This is a genomic window from Bifidobacterium boum, from assembly GCF_000741535.1.
Lineage (GTDB): Bacteria > Actinomycetota > Actinomycetes > Actinomycetales > Bifidobacteriaceae > Bifidobacterium > Bifidobacterium boum.
On the sequence record NZ_JGYQ01000015.1, the window covers coordinates 151,010 to 165,673 of the forward strand.

General features: G+C 59.3%; 11 protein-coding genes and 1 tRNA gene. 2 read left to right on the plus strand and 10 right to left on the minus strand.

The window, feature by feature from the left end; genetic code table 11:
- Positions 1-41: 41 nt before the first annotated feature.
- The 7 genes from BBOU_RS05430 to BBOU_RS05460 form a co-directional block, all read right to left on the minus strand.
- Positions 42-1,862 (minus strand): S1C family serine protease, encoded by a 1,821-nt coding sequence (locus BBOU_RS05430; RefSeq protein WP_026503058.1) that lies wholly within the window; start codon positions 1,860-1,862, stop codon positions 42-44.
- 231 nt (positions 1,863-2,093) lie between these two features.
- Complete coding sequence (locus BBOU_RS05435; protein ID WP_026503057.1) at positions 2,094-3,119, minus strand: threonine aldolase family protein; 1,026 nt, start codon at positions 3,117-3,119, stop codon at positions 2,094-2,096.
- A 915-nt stretch (positions 3,120-4,034) separates the two neighbouring features.
- Entirely contained in the window at positions 4,035-4,397 is a 363-nt protein-coding gene (locus BBOU_RS05445) for a hypothetical protein (protein WP_026503055.1), read from the minus strand.
- Positions 4,398-4,511, minus strand: a complete 114-nt coding sequence (locus BBOU_RS09630; RefSeq protein ID WP_081815531.1) for a polymorphic toxin type 50 domain-containing protein — start codon at positions 4,509-4,511, stop codon at positions 4,398-4,400.
- Positions 4,512-4,578: 67 nt separating this feature from the next.
- A tRNA-Leu gene (locus BBOU_RS05450) sits at positions 4,579-4,661 on the minus strand.
- 122 nt (positions 4,662-4,783) lie between these two features.
- Positions 4,784-6,085: a tRNA guanosine(34) transglycosylase Tgt gene (gene tgt, locus BBOU_RS05455; protein ID WP_026503054.1), complete on the minus strand. Its 1,302-nt coding sequence runs from the start codon at positions 6,083-6,085 to the stop codon at positions 4,784-4,786.
- A 1,104-nt stretch (positions 6,086-7,189) separates the two neighbouring features.
- Positions 7,190-7,564, minus strand: coding sequence for a DUF3073 domain-containing protein (locus BBOU_RS05460; RefSeq protein ID WP_026503053.1), 375 nt, complete (start codon positions 7,562-7,564; stop codon positions 7,190-7,192).
- A 135-nt stretch (positions 7,565-7,699) separates the two neighbouring features.
- Between BBOU_RS05460 and trpS the strand changes: the two genes are divergently transcribed.
- On the plus strand, positions 7,700-8,788 hold the full coding sequence (trpS, locus tag BBOU_RS05465) for a tryptophan--tRNA ligase (RefSeq protein ID WP_026503052.1): 1,089 nt from the start codon (positions 7,700-7,702) through the stop codon (positions 8,786-8,788).
- 312 nt (positions 8,789-9,100) lie between these two features.
- Here trpS and BBOU_RS05470 read toward each other — a convergent pair whose 3' ends face one another.
- The 3 genes from BBOU_RS05470 to BBOU_RS05480 all read right to left on the minus strand — a co-directional run bounded on the left by BBOU_RS05470 (position 9,101) and on the right by BBOU_RS05480 (position 13,434).
- Positions 9,101-9,523 (minus strand): sterol carrier family protein, encoded by a 423-nt coding sequence (locus BBOU_RS05470; protein ID WP_026503051.1) that lies wholly within the window; start codon positions 9,521-9,523, stop codon positions 9,101-9,103.
- A gap of 454 nt (positions 9,524-9,977) precedes the next feature.
- On the minus strand, positions 9,978-12,443 hold the full coding sequence (locus BBOU_RS05475) for a glycogen/starch/alpha-glucan phosphorylase (RefSeq protein WP_026503050.1): 2,466 nt from the start codon (positions 12,441-12,443) through the stop codon (positions 9,978-9,980).
- Positions 12,444-13,206: 763 nt separating this feature from the next.
- Entirely contained in the window at positions 13,207-13,434 is a 228-nt protein-coding gene (locus BBOU_RS05480; protein ID WP_026503049.1) for a hypothetical protein, read from the minus strand.
- 159 nt (positions 13,435-13,593) lie between these two features.
- Here BBOU_RS05480 and BBOU_RS05485 point away from each other — a divergent pair, with 159 nt between their 5' ends.
- Positions 13,594-14,325 carry a rhomboid family intramembrane serine protease gene (locus tag BBOU_RS05485; protein WP_026503048.1) on the plus strand — a complete coding sequence of 244 codons (732 nt, stop codon included), beginning with the start codon at positions 13,594-13,596 and terminating at the stop codon, positions 14,323-14,325.
- The last annotated feature ends 339 nt before the right edge of the window (positions 14,326-14,664 follow it).

Consider the following 14,664-nt stretch of genomic DNA (forward strand, 5'->3'; position numbering starts at 1 on the left):
CCGGGCCGCTCAGTCAGCGGGTTTCCCGCAGACCGCAGGATTTACCACAGGCCGAACGGGTCGAACACGCCGCCGCCATCATCGTTGGAACCGTTGCCGTTGCCGGAACCGTTATTCCCGTTATTGTTGTTATTGTTGTTATTGTTGCCGGAACCGTTTGAATTGTTGGAGTTCGTGGTGGTTTCGGCCTGGTCGAGGGTCACGTCCACGTTCATCGTCTTGCCGTCGCGGACGATGGTGAGCGTCACTTTCTCATTCAGCGTTGCAGCGCGGACGTAGCCGAGCAGCGAGTAGCTGTTGGTCACTGCGTTGCCGTTGAAGGCGACGATGGTGTCACCGGACTTCAGGCCCGCCTTGTCTGCCGCGCTGCCGGAAGTGACTGCGGAGCCTGTGCCGGAGGAGGTGATTTCGGCACCGCCGCGAGTCACGCCGTCGGCTTCCACATTGGCGCTCTTGACAGTCACGCCGAGCACAACATGCGTTGCTTTGCCGTCCTTGATGATTTCGTCGGCGATGGTTTTGACCACGTTCGACGGGATGGCGAAACCGATGCCGATCGAGCCGCTGGAATCAGAGCTCGAAGAGCTGGAGGACGCCGTCGCGATCGAGGAGTTGATGCCGATGACTTCACCGGCCGCGTTGAAGGTCGGGCCGCCGGAGTTGCCGGGGTTGATGGCCGCGTCGATCTGGACGGCGTTCGTGACGACCTCGTTGTTGTTGTCGTCGGTCACGGAAACCGGACGGTTGATGGCGGACACGATGCCGGTGGTGGCGGTGTTCTCGTAGCCGAGCGGGTTGCCGATCGCCATGACACCTTCGCCGACGGCCAGCTTGTCGGAATCGGCGAAGCTTACCGCGGTCAGGTCGCTCGGCGGGTTGTCGAGCTTGATGACCGCCAGATCAGTGGTGCTGTCGGTGCCGACAACCTTCGCGGAGTAGATGTCCCCGTTGGCGAGGGTCACCTGGATGTCGGAAGCGCCGGAAATCACGTGGTTGTTGGTGACGATATAGCCCTTGGTGTCCACGATCGCACCGGAGCCTTTTGCCACTCCGCCGCTAATGCTCGCCTGGATGGACACCACGGATGCCGAGACTTTCTTCTCGACCGCGGTCCAGTCGGTGCTGGTGGTCTTGCTGTTGGTGCTGCCGGAGCCGGATGTGTTCGAGGACACGCCGCTGAGCGAACTGCTGGTCGGAACCGTAACCCAGCCGTTGGTGATCGCCGCGTAACCGACGCCAAGACTCAGAGCCGCCGCAACGAGGGCTGCGACAACGGCGACAACCACGTTATTCGCAGTTTTGCGGGCCGCTGGGCGTCCGTCGGGGCCTTGGGGCGCAACGCCCTCATTGAATGGTCCTTGCGGGCCGTTTGGGCCTTGGGGCGGGAACATCGGCGCTTGTGAGGCGCCAGGCTGTGCCGGGTTCGGCATACCACTGTTGGCTGACGAATCGCTGTACGGCTGCCGGGTGTCGGCGGGCTGTCCGCCGGCGTTGCCTGCACCATTACCGTAGTATCCGCCGTAATATGCGCCATACGGGTTCTGTTGATGCTGTGAGGGAATCTGTTGGGTCGCTCCGAAAGTCTGGGTGGGTTGCGTCTGCTGTGTCGGAACCGGACCGTACGCCCCGTATTCCGGTGCCGGCGTGTATGTCGGCTGCTGCTGGGTGGCGTTCGCGTCGTTGCCGGTGTCTGCCGTCGGCTCGTTCGTCTCGATGGCGGAAGTCGGCTGGCTTGCATTGTTGTCTTCTGCGTATGACGTGTCGCTGGTTGTCTGATCGACCGGCGGCATAGGCACGGTCTGCCGGGCATCATCCTGCGGCTGTTCGGGCTGGTTGTCCCAACCGGTATTGGTATCAGCCATGTTCACTCCTTTTGCCTAACTTTCGGCCGCACGTTCCGTTCGGCCTTGCACTATCTATGAGTAAAGACGCCGCTTCTTCATGTTTCCTGAATGTTCCTTGGAAACCGATGCAAAATCCTCGTCGAATATGCATAGAATGCAGAAAATCAAGGATTCCAGCGGGTTCGCCGTAACAACACAGGCTATCGGCTCAGCTGAGAGCGATGTCCGGCGCACGCCACACCAACCGAGCTACAGCAGGCCGATCAGCCGGTCCACCGATTCGGCGGTCGTCGCCCAGCTGGTGCAGATCCGCATCACCGTATGGTCGTCGTCATACCGTTCCATGAAGCCGAGGCGGACCTCACGTTCCAGCCGTTCGATGGTCGCATGATCGAAACTCACGAAAATCTGGTTGGTCGTGTTCTCGTACACCATCCGGTAGCCCTTGGCGCGCAAGGCCTCGCGGATGCGGTGGGCCATCTCGTCCGCGTTGCGGGCGATTCGCGTGTACAGTCCGTCGGTGAACAGCGTGTCGAATTGCAGGCCCATAAGCCAGCCTTTCGCCATCAATGCGCCATGCTGCTTGATTTGCGCGGTGAAATGCTTGGGCATGTTGCCTTTGGTGAATACCACGGCCTCACCGAACAGCGCGCCCACTTTCGTGCCGCCGATATAGAACACGTCGGCGATCCGGGCGATATCCGGCAGCGTCACGTCAGTGCCGGACGCCACCAGCCCGTAGCCGAGGCGGGCGCCGTCGATGAACAGCGGCATGTGGTACTCGTGGCAGACGGCCGCGATGGCTTCAAGCTGCGCTTTCGTGTACAACGTGCCGTATTCGGTGGGGTGCGAGATATATACCATGCCGGGGAAGACCATATGCTCATGGTTGTCATCAGCGTAGAAGGTTTCGCAATACTCGCGCAGCTCGCCGGCGTCGATCATCCCGTCGTGTTGCGGGACGGTAAGGACCTTATGCCCGGTCGCCTCGATCGCGCCCGCCTCATGCACGTTCACATGGCCGGACGCCGCGGCGACCACGCCCTCATACGGCTGCAGCATCGTGTCGATGACCAGCTGATTGGTCTGTGTGCCGCCGGAGATGAAGCGAACTTGTGCTTGTGGGCATGCGCACGCCTGGCGGATCTTCTCCTGCGCGGCCTCGCAGTAGTGGTCGGTGCCGTAGCCCGGCAGTTGCTCCATATTCGTCTCGGCGAGCCGCTTCAGGATCGCAGGATGAGCGCCTTCACTGTAATCGTTCTGGAACACGAGCATGGGATACGCCTCGAATCGTAGGTAGGACAATGGCTGAATACCAGTGCCATCGTATCATTGGGGGCCCTGCCGCCGACGGCCAGGTCCGTGGCGGCAATAGATTGAGGAACCAGCGGCCATTCCGATCCCCCTATTCCTATCCTGCCCGATGAATCCCGGCACCCGTCTTACGCAAAATCAAAACATCTCATCGAATCGGCATGTACGGAAGAGAAGTTCAGAAAAATCTCTCGAAAACTCTCCACGGAGACGAAATCCAAGATTTTTTGAGATTCCCAGCCAGCATCACGAATTCCCGTAATCGTGGGATCATTGAAATTCCAAGCTTCCGCCCGCCACGCCATACCGACGACCAGACGATGGAGTCTCAACAACTTCCGGAAACGGGCGTCATCCGCGAGATGTTCAGACTTTCTTCCCAATATCTCACGAAACCAGAAAAAGAACGAAGATTGTTGGATTCCGCGGGTTATCGGCATCAGCACTGGTGACGCAGGAGACTACGATGCAATAGTCCCTATCCGCACCCCACCGTCGGTCTGGGAAATTGTGCGTAAATCGGACATCCGCAAACAAAGTCCCATGTATCCGCGGAAGTTTATCGCCGATGTACAGATTCGGCACTGTTCTCCCAGTACTGCTTTCTAGGGCGATTTTCAAGAACTGCGGATTTCCAACGTTCCCGTTGGGAGATCTCTTGCGAGGCCACCGGAATCCGGTAAACTCCCGCACCACGCGCGGGAGAACAGACACGAATCACAAAAATCCGCTATTTCTCCCACATCGACCACCAACCGCAAGCCACCGACCTGTCATCCCTCCGACCTCACCGACCCGAGAACCACCTCAGCGTCGGCAGAAAGTCGGAATATTGAACAGCTAATTCTGGCTTCGAAAATATACACGCGCAAATTGTCATCCAGTCGCCGACCCATCACCACTGCCAACCAACGCACGGGGATAGATAATCCGCCCGCGTGAATCTGAGACCATGCTGGGCATGTCCAAATATGTGACTTCGATGCCCCCATCATCTTGCGCAAAATGTCCCCCTGGAACTACGGTTGCAACCACGGAATAGGCGACGACGATGAACTCGTTGTATGCCGCACCGGAATTCTCAACATCCGCAATGTTATCGGACTCGTATGAAGTGAGGAACTTGCACACATACTCCTCATGCTCGCCATACTTTAGTGTAAGCAGTTCATCACCATGGGCAATACCGTATTCCAATAGAATTCCTACGGTGTTCTTTTCTTCTTTGTGGTACCACATCTATTCTTCCTCCGGATAAGCTGGCACGATATGCGCGCCCTTGGCGCTGTAGTGAATTGTTCCGCAAGTTGTTTGGCGTGTTTCTCCGGTATCGGGATTGACCCATAGCCCCACATCTTGTTATTCAGCCCCGGAAGTCACCGGAAAACAAAAAACCGGAGCCGAAGCTCCGGTTTGTTCGTGCGAGCGGAGGGAGTTGAACCCTCACGAGCATTCGCTCACTGCCACCTGAAGACAGCGCGTCTACCATTCCGCCACGCTCGCAGACAAATAGACAAGATACCATGATTGACTATCTGTCGCAAGCCGAAAGCATCGGCGTGTCGCAAAATACCGTACCCGGCGGGCGTCGGCGGGATATCTCCCCCGGTACCGCATCAGCCAGTTCACCCGCGCGACCCGTTCGCGTAGAATCGCGCCAGCGTCTCGTCGCGGAACTCGTCGAAGTACCCGCCGTCAATCGACGCGCGGATATCATCAAGCAACTTCACGAAGAAATGCTCGTTGTGGATCGTCGCCAACGTGAAGCCGTTGAATTCCCTCGCCCGCAGCAGATGATCGACATACGCCCGCGAATAGTGCGTGCACGTGTAGCAGTCGCAGCCCTCCTCGAGCGGCGAAAAGTCGAACTTGTTGGCGGCGCGCTTGATGTTGTACCGTCCGTCGCGTGTGAAAATGGCGCCGTTTCGCCCGCAACGCGCGGGGGCAACGCAGTCGAACGTGTCGCCGCCGTTTTCCACGCATGCGAAGATGTCATCCACCGCCGCGATGCCAAGCACGTGGCGCGGCCGATTCTCCGGCATTGCGTCGCAGATCCACGCGCACGTGTCGCCGATAATCCGTTTCTCGATCGCGCCTCCGATACCGACGCCGTCGAAGTCCAGCGAGGCGATTTCCTCGGCCGCGTGCCGCCGCAAATCCTCGTAATTCGCGCCTTGGACCACGCCATATAGCGCCTGGTACGGCTTGCCGAGCCGCTCCCGGGTGAGCCGCTCATGCTCGGCGACGCACCGCTTCGCCCACCGGAACGTGCGTTCCACCGAGCGTTCCTGATATCCGCGCGTATTCATGAGCGTGGTCAGCTCGTCGAACGCGAACATAATGTCGGCGCCGATCTTGTGCTGGATCCCCATGCTGATTTCCGCGCTGAACCGGTGTTTCGCGCCGTTGAGCGGCGATTTGAACGTCACGCCGTCCTCGTCCACGAAAGCGAGACGCTGCTTGCCTTCGGCAATCACATCATCCGACTTCATGCCGGTCACGTCCATGGCGAGCGTCTTCTTGAAGCCCGCGCCCAGCGACAGCACTTGGAATCCGCCAGAATCCGTGAAGGTCGGGCCATCCCAGTTCATGAACTTCGCCAGCCCGCCGGCAGCGTCAAGCACGTCCTCACCCGGGCGTTCGAACAGGTGGAACGCGTTCGACAGCAGGCATTGCGCACCAAGCTGCTTCATGGATTCCGGCAGAACGGCTTTCATTGCCCCCTGCGTGGCGACCGGCACGAACGCGGGCGTATGGATGTCGCCGTGCGGGGTATGGATGATGCCGGTGCGCCCGTACCGCGCACCGCCTCGCCCTTTACCGTTCGCGGCATCCGGCAGACGGGTGATGGTTTCGAACCAGAACGCGCTACGGTCGCCAGGTTTGCCGGGTTCGGCGCCACGGGGGTGTTCAAGCAGACTAGTCATAGCCGCTACTTTAGGCGGAACCTAGGGAAAAGACAGTTGCGTGGCAGAGTTCGCGCACTGTCCATTCGCGTGGATATGTCCAGGTGACACCCCGATGATGTCCGATGATGACTAACGTCCCGTCGCATGGCTACGCGGGACTATACGCCCGTGAGGGGCTGTACGCGAGCAAGCCCCCGGATTTCGCGGGAGTTTATGCGGAATCCCGCGATTTGCGGATAACCTCCCACGCAGAGCCCGGGAGTTTGGCGCGATTGCGCTGTACGGCCGATAAACTCCCAATCAAAACGTTGGAATTCCGCGATTCTGAAAAATCAGCCTCGAAGCCTCCAGCGGGAGTTTATTCGCCAAATGCCATATCCACGATACTCTCCCACGAGAATCCGGGAGTTCACCCGCCGGCAGGCAGTTCCGGCACAAAGTCCCAAGACCGGTACACCTCGTGCCCATTTCTGCGTCACGAACCACGGCGCGCATCGCAGTCACTGTCATCGGCCAACAGCATCATAGTCTCAATTTCTCGCGTTTTCGTCCCCTCCCTCCGAGATGTTGAGACCAGAATCTGAAAAAACCATCTCCACTGGCATTTCCGAAGAGATATTGAGACTTGACGACAAGGAGGCCCCCGGGCGGCATACTGCGAAAACGCCGGAAAATCAACGATTCGAAAGCGCGAGACTCTGGCGGATATGGGCGCGACATCTCAAAATCTCGCAGAATCGAGCCCAGAGAAGAGACATCAAGAGTTTTTTCTGAATATCTCTCGATTTCGACGAATCGACAGAGATATTGAGATTCGCGGCCCCACGCGCGCCGGACATCAGACATCACCGGCACCCGTATACGACACATCGCATTCGATGCACACGATAACTCGCCTGCGGTACGACGTCCATCCAGAGCACACCGTGCATCTTGCATTCCCAGCAACGATGCCCTGCTTCCAACACAACTGACCGCGCCCGGCATATCAACCGGACGCGGTCAGTTCGTGTAGCGCTGAGCTTATGTATCGCCGCCAGCCTTCTGGCTTGGCTTACGGCACCGGCACAATCACCAGCAACCGCCAGAACCGCCAGTGTCTACCGCCAGCTACCAGCGAACCTACTTCGCCGATTCGTCGCTTGGATGCGGCTTCGGCTTCATGGCGCTTGGCAGCGGCATGTGAATCGGCTTGTGCGGCTTGACCGGCGTATGCTGCACCGGCGGCTCGTCGCTCGCGGCCTTCGCCGCTGCTTCCGCAGCCCACTTCGCGTATTCGTCTAAATCGTCATCAACTGGTGATGACTCGCTCTTTGTGCCCTCGCCCGACTCATGCGCATACTGCTCTTCAACGTCGGCGAACGGATCGAACGAACCGGTACCCGGCTCCTGGGAATTGAGCTCCTTGGCGAGCTCATCGTAGTCGGTATCGGTAGTCAGGTACTTGAGCTTACGGGCTATTTTCTGCTGTTTTGCCTTCTGACGTCCGCGGCCCATCTGACCCCCTGCAATGCTTATAGTTGTTGAATCATCATATAAGAGAGTACCACTTATTATGCACGTCGTGGTTGTCTGATGACACTTTTACGATAAAAGCAAGTTTTCCTTGGGTTTTCAAGCAAAGGATTGGTCATGGCAGAAGAGCAAGTGACTGCTGTAGGCAACGAGATGAGCGCGAGTTTCCTCGCCGCGAAGAAGCGTTCCGATGAGACGCTGGCGGCCCTCAAAGAGAACCCGGGCAAGTTCACGATGCTCACCGGCGACCGCCCGACCGGACGGCTGCACTTGGGCCATTATTTCGGCTCGATCCGCGAGCGTGTCGCCATGCAGAACCTGGGCGTGAACACGAATATCATCATCGCCGATTATCAGGTGATCACCGATCGCGACACCACCGAGCACATCCAGGACAACGTGCTCAACCTGGTGCTTGACTATGTGGCCGCCGGCATCGACCCGAACAAGACCATGATTTACACGCATTCCGCGGTTCCGGCGGAAAACCAGCTTATGCTGCCGTTCCTGTCGCTGGTCACCGAGGCTGAGCTGCACCGCAACCCGACCGTGAAGTCCGAAATGGAGGCTTCCGGCCACGCGCTGACCGGTCTGCTGCTCACCTACCCGGTGCATCAGGCGTGCGACATCCTGTTCTGCAAGGCCAATGTGGTGCCGATCGGCAAGGACAATCTGCCACATGTGGAGATCACGCGCACCATCGCCCGCCGGTTCAACGAGCGGTATGCGAAGAAGCACCCGGTGTTCCCCGAGCCGAGCGCGATCCTATCCGAAGCCCCGGAAATCCCAGGTCTTGACGGCCGCAAGATGAGCAAGTCCTACGGCAATTCGATTATGCTGGGCGCCACCGCTGAGGAAACCGCGAAACTCATCAAGAAGAGCCGTACCGATTCCGAGCGCAAGGTGACGTATGATCCGGTGAACCGTCCGGAAGTGTCCGCACTGCTGACCACTGCTGGCCTGGTGACGGGCCGCGACCCGAAGGATATCGCCGAGGAGATCGGCGATGCCGGCGCCGGCGCCCTGAAAGCGTATGTCACCAAGTCGGTCAACGAATTCCTCGCCCCGCATCGTGAGCGCCGAGCCGAACTCGCCAAGGACATGGATTCGATCCGCGATATTCTGCACGACGGCAACAAGCGCGCCAACGAAATCGCCGAACAGACCCTGGACGAGGTCCGCGAGGCCATGGGCATGAAGTACTAAGCAGGTCAGGCAATCCGCGCTGGTTCTCACAAACCGGCTACGCTACGAAGACCTTAGCGTAGCCGGTTTGTGTATGCGGCGCCTGCGAAAGTACTGCCTTGACGGTTATCAATCACCGTTGCTCATTGTCAACCATTGCTTGAACGACGCAGGAGGCACGATGCCGACGTGGACAGCATTGCGCCTTGCATCCTGTGTACCTCACCATTTCGTGAAATGCACCTCACCCACATTCAAATGGATGCTGGCATCATGCCCTGGCATGGAACGAGTCGTACATTACGATGTTGCGAGCGCACCCCGCATGCACGCTCAAACGAGCGGTAGCAGGCCGCTCAGATCGTCGCGCTCGCCGACCGCGCTGATGCGGCCGGCCTGTTTCTCTTCGGCCCACGTGGTGATACCGCACGCCAGACGCAGCCATACGTCCGGATCGAGTTCGATGACATCTGGCGGCGTGAGATTATGCGGGTCAGACGCCGGCCCGTCCAGGATCTTGATGGCACCCCACGGTGCCACGCGCACTTCGACGCCCTCCCCCGGCGCCTTGCGTTCCAGCAGATACAGCGAGTAACGCACGGCCCACGCCCACACCGGACGCGGCAAATCGTCCGGAGACACGGCCAAGCGACCGGCTTCGTTATTATCCTGTGCAGCGATCGCCCGCGCCTTGTCACGCCACTGTTGCAGCCCGTCGCGGCCTTTATCAATATCCTGTTCCCTGATTACCGGCATACCCCCCATTGTGCCACGGCCGGCGTGTGACATGACGTGGCGTATGGCGTATGGGCGGTTCGAATATGCTGCACCGCGTATGCCCAGACATACGTCACATGACGGGGATGGAAGGCGTTCCGCCCTGCCTAGGGCCATAATGCCGGCACGTATGTCTCGACATGCGTAGACCGCAGAACACGGCACGGCACGACCGCTTTCCGGCGAAATCTGACCAACCGCGTATGCCCCGGCATACAGGATGCGACGGAAACCGGAACAGCAATCCAGACTCCCCCACGCCCCGCCACCGGACACATATACTCACCCAAACGCAAAGAGGCGGAATCCCGCACCACACATCACACATGCAGTGCAGAGCTTCCGCCTCTTGAGCCGACCGGCGTCTACCGACCTACCGATCTACTGGTCTACCGGCTCAGGCGTTCACGCCCCTACCGGCCAGCACTGGCGCTTACTTGAGGGCGCCGGTGTGCCAGATGCGCTCGAGGTAGTCCTCGATGGAGCGATCGGAGCTGAAGTAGCCGGAGTTGGCCACGTTGAGCACGGCCATACGAGCCCACTTCATCGGATCGCGATAGGTCTCCTCGATCTCGGCCTGGATGTCCAGGTACGCGCGGAAGTCCGCGAGCGTCATGAAGTAATCCTTGTTCAGCCAGTCGTTGACGAGGTCCTTGTAGGTGTCCTTGTCGCCGTTGGAGAAGGTGCCGTCCGCGACCATGTCGATGGCCTGCTTGAGCTGCGGATCCTTCTCGTAGTACTCGCGGGACAGACCCTTGGTGTCGTAGCCCTTGGCGTACAGGGCGGAGACTTCCGGCTCGGTCATGCCGAAGAGGAAGAAGTTCTCCGGGCCGACGAGCTGGCGGATCTCAACGTTCGCACCGTCGAGCGTACCGACGGTCAGAGCGCCGTTGAGGGCGAACTTCATGTTGCCGGTGCCGGAGGCTTCCTTGCCGGCCTGCGAGATCTGCTCGTCGAGGTCGGTGGCCGGGATGAGGTTCTGGGCCAGTTCGATGTTGTAGTTCCACGGGAAGTAGACGTGCAGCTTGCCCTTGGTGGCCGGATCGTTGTTGACGACGCGAGCCACATTGTTGATCAGCTGGATGGTCTGCTTGGCCAGATAGTAGCCCGGGGCGGCCTTCGCGCCGAAGAACACGGTGCGCGGCACCAAGGTGTCCGGGTCGACTTTGCCGGACTTGATGTCGGCGTAGGTGGCGATGACCGCGAGGATCTTCAGGGCCTGACGCTTGTACTCGTGCAGACGCTTGACCATCGTGTTGAACATGGTGTTCGGGTCGATGTCGAAGCCGTACTTGCGCTTGGCGAACGCAGCGAAGTCGTTCTTGTTGGCCTGCTTGACCTCGGCGAACTTCTTGACGAACTCCGGATCATCGGCCAGCGGGATGAGGCCCTTGAGCTGCTCGAGATCGGACAGCCACGCGTCGGTGCCCAGGCCCTCGGTGATGAGGTCGGACATGCGCGGGTTGGCGAGCTTGATGAAGCGGCGAGGGGTGACACCGTTGGTGACGTTGGTGAACTTGTCCGGGTACACGGAGGAGAAGTCCTTAAGGGTGACGTCCTTGAGCAGCTCGGAGTGCAGCTCGGCCACACCGTTGACGTAGGAGCCGCCGTAGGTGGCGAGGTACGCCATGCGGACGGAAGCGTCCTTGCCGTCGGTGTAGATGCGCATACGCTCGATCTGGTCGTCGGCAACGCCCTTGCCCTTCAGCTCGGCCATGAACTGTTCGTTGATCTTCTTGATGATCTCAAGGTGACGCGGCAGCAGCTCGCCAATCAGGGAGGCCGGCCACACTTCCAGAGCTTCCGGAAGCAGGGTGTGGCAGGTGTAGTTGAAGGTCTTGTTGGTGATGGACCAAGCGGTATCCCAGTCGTAGCCGTACTCGTCGATCAGGACGCGCATGAGCTCCGGGATGCCGATCACCGGGTGGGTGTCGTTGAGCTGGAACACGATCTTGTTCGGCAGCGTGGTCAGGTCAGGGTTCTTCTCGCCCGGGTAGAACACGCGGATCGCGTCGTGGATGGACGCGGAGACGAAGAAGTACTGCTGCTCGAGGCGCAGCTTCTTGCCCTGCGGGGTGGAATCCTCCGGGTAGAGGATCTTGGAGATGTTCTCGGCTTCGACCTTCGGAACCACAGCGTCGAGATATTCGCTCTTGTTGAAGGTGAGCAGGTCGAACTCGTCGTAGGACTTCGCGGTCCACAGACGCAGCGTGTTGACGCGGCCGGACTTGTAGCCCGGAACCATGTAGTCGCACGGGACGGCGCGGACAGCCCACGCCGGCTTCCACACGCGCTTGCCGTTCTCTTCGACGACTTCACCGCCGAAGTTCACGCGCTGGTCACGGTTGTAATCGACGTGGCCCCACGGCTCTTCGTTGACGAGCCAGTAATCCGGGGTTTCAATCTGCTTGCCGTTCTCGTCGAACTCCTGCTTGAAGATGCCGTACTGGTAACGGATGCCGTAGCCGAACGCCGGCACGCCGATGGAGGCGAGAGAATCGATGTAGCAGGCAGCCAGACGGCCGAGACCGCCGTTGCCCAGGCCCGGTTCGTATTCGGCGTCGATGACGTCCTTGGTGTCGAAGCCCAGCTCCTTCATGGCGCCTTCGAACTGCTCGGTCAGGCCGGCGTTCAGCAGCGCGTTCTCCAGCTGCTTGCCCATGAGGAACTCAGCGCTCAGGTATCCAACGGCCTTGGTGTCGCCGTTGACCATGTCATGCTGGGTCTTCATCCAAGAATCCACGAGGTGGCGGCGCACGGCAGCAGCGGTGGCCACATACACATCAGCGGCGGTCGCCTGCTCCGGCGTCACGCCCTGGGTGTACTTGAGCTGCTCGCGAATCTCGTCGGTGAACTCACCGGAAGTAAGCGAAGACTTCGGTGCAGTGATTTCGGTCATTATCTGACTCCCTTTGACGGAACCTATTCCAAGAACCATTATGCCTGAAAGTCTCGGCATCGGCACGGCCTGACAAGCGCAGTGCGCCCCTTTCTGCATACGTTCTCAGAGGTTGATATTAACATCACCCCCTCAACCATGCTCAATCACGTTGAAACATGACGTCAAACCTTCTTTGTGTTTACTGAATTAACAATTGCGGAAACCCAACTCCCACGCGCCCCTACGCGGAACGCCGACATGAAAGCAATCGTTTGCATAACACGACACGCCCAATACCGTTTGCCCGTGCCGGATGGAGCGCCAGCAGCAGATGGAGCGGCAGCGGCGGATAGCGCGGGAGAATTCGCCGGATTCCCCGATTCGCGCCCGTTCTCCCCTATCCGACGCGGGAGTTTTACGGGAATCCGGCGCCGTTATGATCAATCTCCCAACAGGAACATTGCAATTCCGCCGTTCTTGAGCATCGTCCCTGAAACCGTTTTCGGGAGAACATCGCCCGAACCGCACATCCCCGGCAAACTCCCGCGAAACCACAGGACTTTACCCTCCGACGGCGGGTTTGCGGATATCTCCCGCTTTTCGTCTTGAACGCTCACCGATATCACGGCCGTTCGGCACAACCGGTTCGCGCCGGTACAGCCCGCGGAATCCGCCAAACGCCCAATACCACAGCAGGGACGCCCCTTACGGAACGTCCCTGCATATGCGCCATACGGAACAACCTGTACGGCATCGTGATTACTGTGCGCAGTCGGCTGAATCAGGCCTGTTCAGGTTCTGCTGCGGCTTCATCGGCTTCACCTGTAGCCTCATCCTCCGCCTTGTCCAATCCCAGATCGACCGGCGAAGAGCTGTTCTCCCACGGCTCCTCCCACGGGTCGTAGTCCGGGTTCTGCTGCTTGTAGATGTACACACCCGCGACTGCGGCGAGCAGCGCTCCGAAAAGCAGCGCAAAGAACTTCCAACCGTTAGAAGACTTCTGCTCCATGACGGCTCCTTTCAGGTACCAGGTGACCTGCCCATTCAAGTCAACTCTGATTACCATAGTAAGACCTTGTTTGTGACGATTGGGTGGAAGAACGTCAAGAGTCCGCCCATTGCAAAGAATCACCGGCGCCGCCCCGCATCGGGCGTTACAGTTAAGACCATGCGAATTGGCAGTTTCACTCTCGACCGGCGGTCCATCGATGCACAATGGCGCAACGGCGGACCGGTGATCACCGCGGCGATCACCGTAGCGTGCGTCATCGTATGGCTTCTGGAAATCCTGTCGCGGTACATGTCGCCGACGCTGTTCACCGCAATGCTGGGATCGGGCATGTTCATGCCCATCACCGCCGTGGAGCATCCGTGGACCTGGCTGACGTCAATGTTCCTGCACTCCACATCGATTCTGCATGTCGGTTTCAACATGATGGCGCTATGGTCGGTCGGCCCGGTATTGGAACGGCTGTTCGGGCACTGGCGTTTTCTGGCGTTGTATCTGATATCAGGATTCGGCGGTGCCGTAGGCGTCGCCGTGTGGTGTCGCATCACCGGCAACTGGCTGATGGCGGCGTATGGTGCGTCCGGCGCGATTTTCGGCCTGTTTGCGGCGCTGCTCATCGTCTTCAGGCGGATGGGCGCCGATATCCGATCCATGCTGGTGTGCATGGTCATCAATTTCGCGATGCCGGTGGTCATCCCGAATATTGCGTGGCAGGCGCATGTCGGGGGTTTTCTTGTCGGCGGTCTGCTGACCTGGCTGCTGATGGATGGGGTTCCTGCATTGCGTAGGCAACCGTTTCCCAAGCGCATGTGGATATACGGGTCGATGGTGACCGTGGTTCTTGTGGCGGTTTTGGTGCTGTGCGTCCCGCCGATTGGGCGGATTGCGTAAGACTCGCATGGCGGCCTGCGGCGAAGTGGCCTGATGGGCCGATTGTGCGGCATCGATGCGGCGCGTATCCCGTCGTGGTGCGATTGGTATGTCACACCGCGACGTGATATCGCCGGCGTATACGTCAGCGGGATCGGTAATCTGCCCGCGGTGCGATGCAGCAGTCACACAGCAGGCGGATATAGACGGATGTGGGCGGTTATCGGCTGGCACTTGCCTGTGGTGCGATCATACGGATACACAACAGGCTGATTGCCGCCCGACAGCTTGGCACCAGCCGCCATCGGCCCGTCATCAGTCCGCCTCAGGAGAATTACATCGGTGTAGTTTTCCACATCT

What these genes read in the sequence shown, in the direction of transcription:
- BBOU_RS05435 (WP_026503057.1), bottom strand. Translation starts at nt 3,119, where the DNA reads ATGCTCGTGTTCCAGAACGATTACAGTGAAGGCGCTCATCCTGCGATC.
- BBOU_RS05470 (WP_026503051.1), bottom strand. Translation starts at nt 9,523, where the DNA reads ATGCCGGTAATCAGGGAACAGGATATTGATAAAGGCCGCGACGGGCTG.
- trpS (WP_026503052.1), top strand. Translation starts at nt 7,700, where the DNA reads ATGGCAGAAGAGCAAGTGACTGCTGTAGGCAACGAGATGAGCGCGAGT.
- tgt (WP_026503054.1), bottom strand. Translation starts at nt 6,085, where the DNA reads ATGACTAGTCTGCTTGAACACCCCCGTGGCGCCGAACCCGGCAAACCT.
- BBOU_RS05445 (WP_026503055.1), bottom strand. Translation starts at nt 4,397, where the DNA reads ATGTGGTACCACAAAGAAGAAAAGAACACCGTAGGAATTCTATTGGAA.
- BBOU_RS05430 (WP_026503058.1), bottom strand. Translation starts at nt 1,862, where the DNA reads ATGGCTGATACCAATACCGGTTGGGACAACCAGCCCGAACAGCCGCAG.
- BBOU_RS05485 (WP_026503048.1), top strand. Translation starts at nt 13,594, where the DNA reads ATGCGAATTGGCAGTTTCACTCTCGACCGGCGGTCCATCGATGCACAA.
- BBOU_RS05480 (WP_026503049.1), bottom strand. Translation starts at nt 13,434, where the DNA reads ATGGAGCAGAAGTCTTCTAACGGTTGGAAGTTCTTTGCGCTGCTTTTC.
- BBOU_RS05475 (WP_026503050.1), bottom strand. Translation starts at nt 12,443, where the DNA reads ATGACCGAAATCACTGCACCGAAGTCTTCGCTTACTTCCGGTGAGTTC.
- BBOU_RS05460 (WP_026503053.1), bottom strand. Translation starts at nt 7,564, where the DNA reads ATGGGCCGCGGACGTCAGAAGGCAAAACAGCAGAAAATAGCCCGTAAG.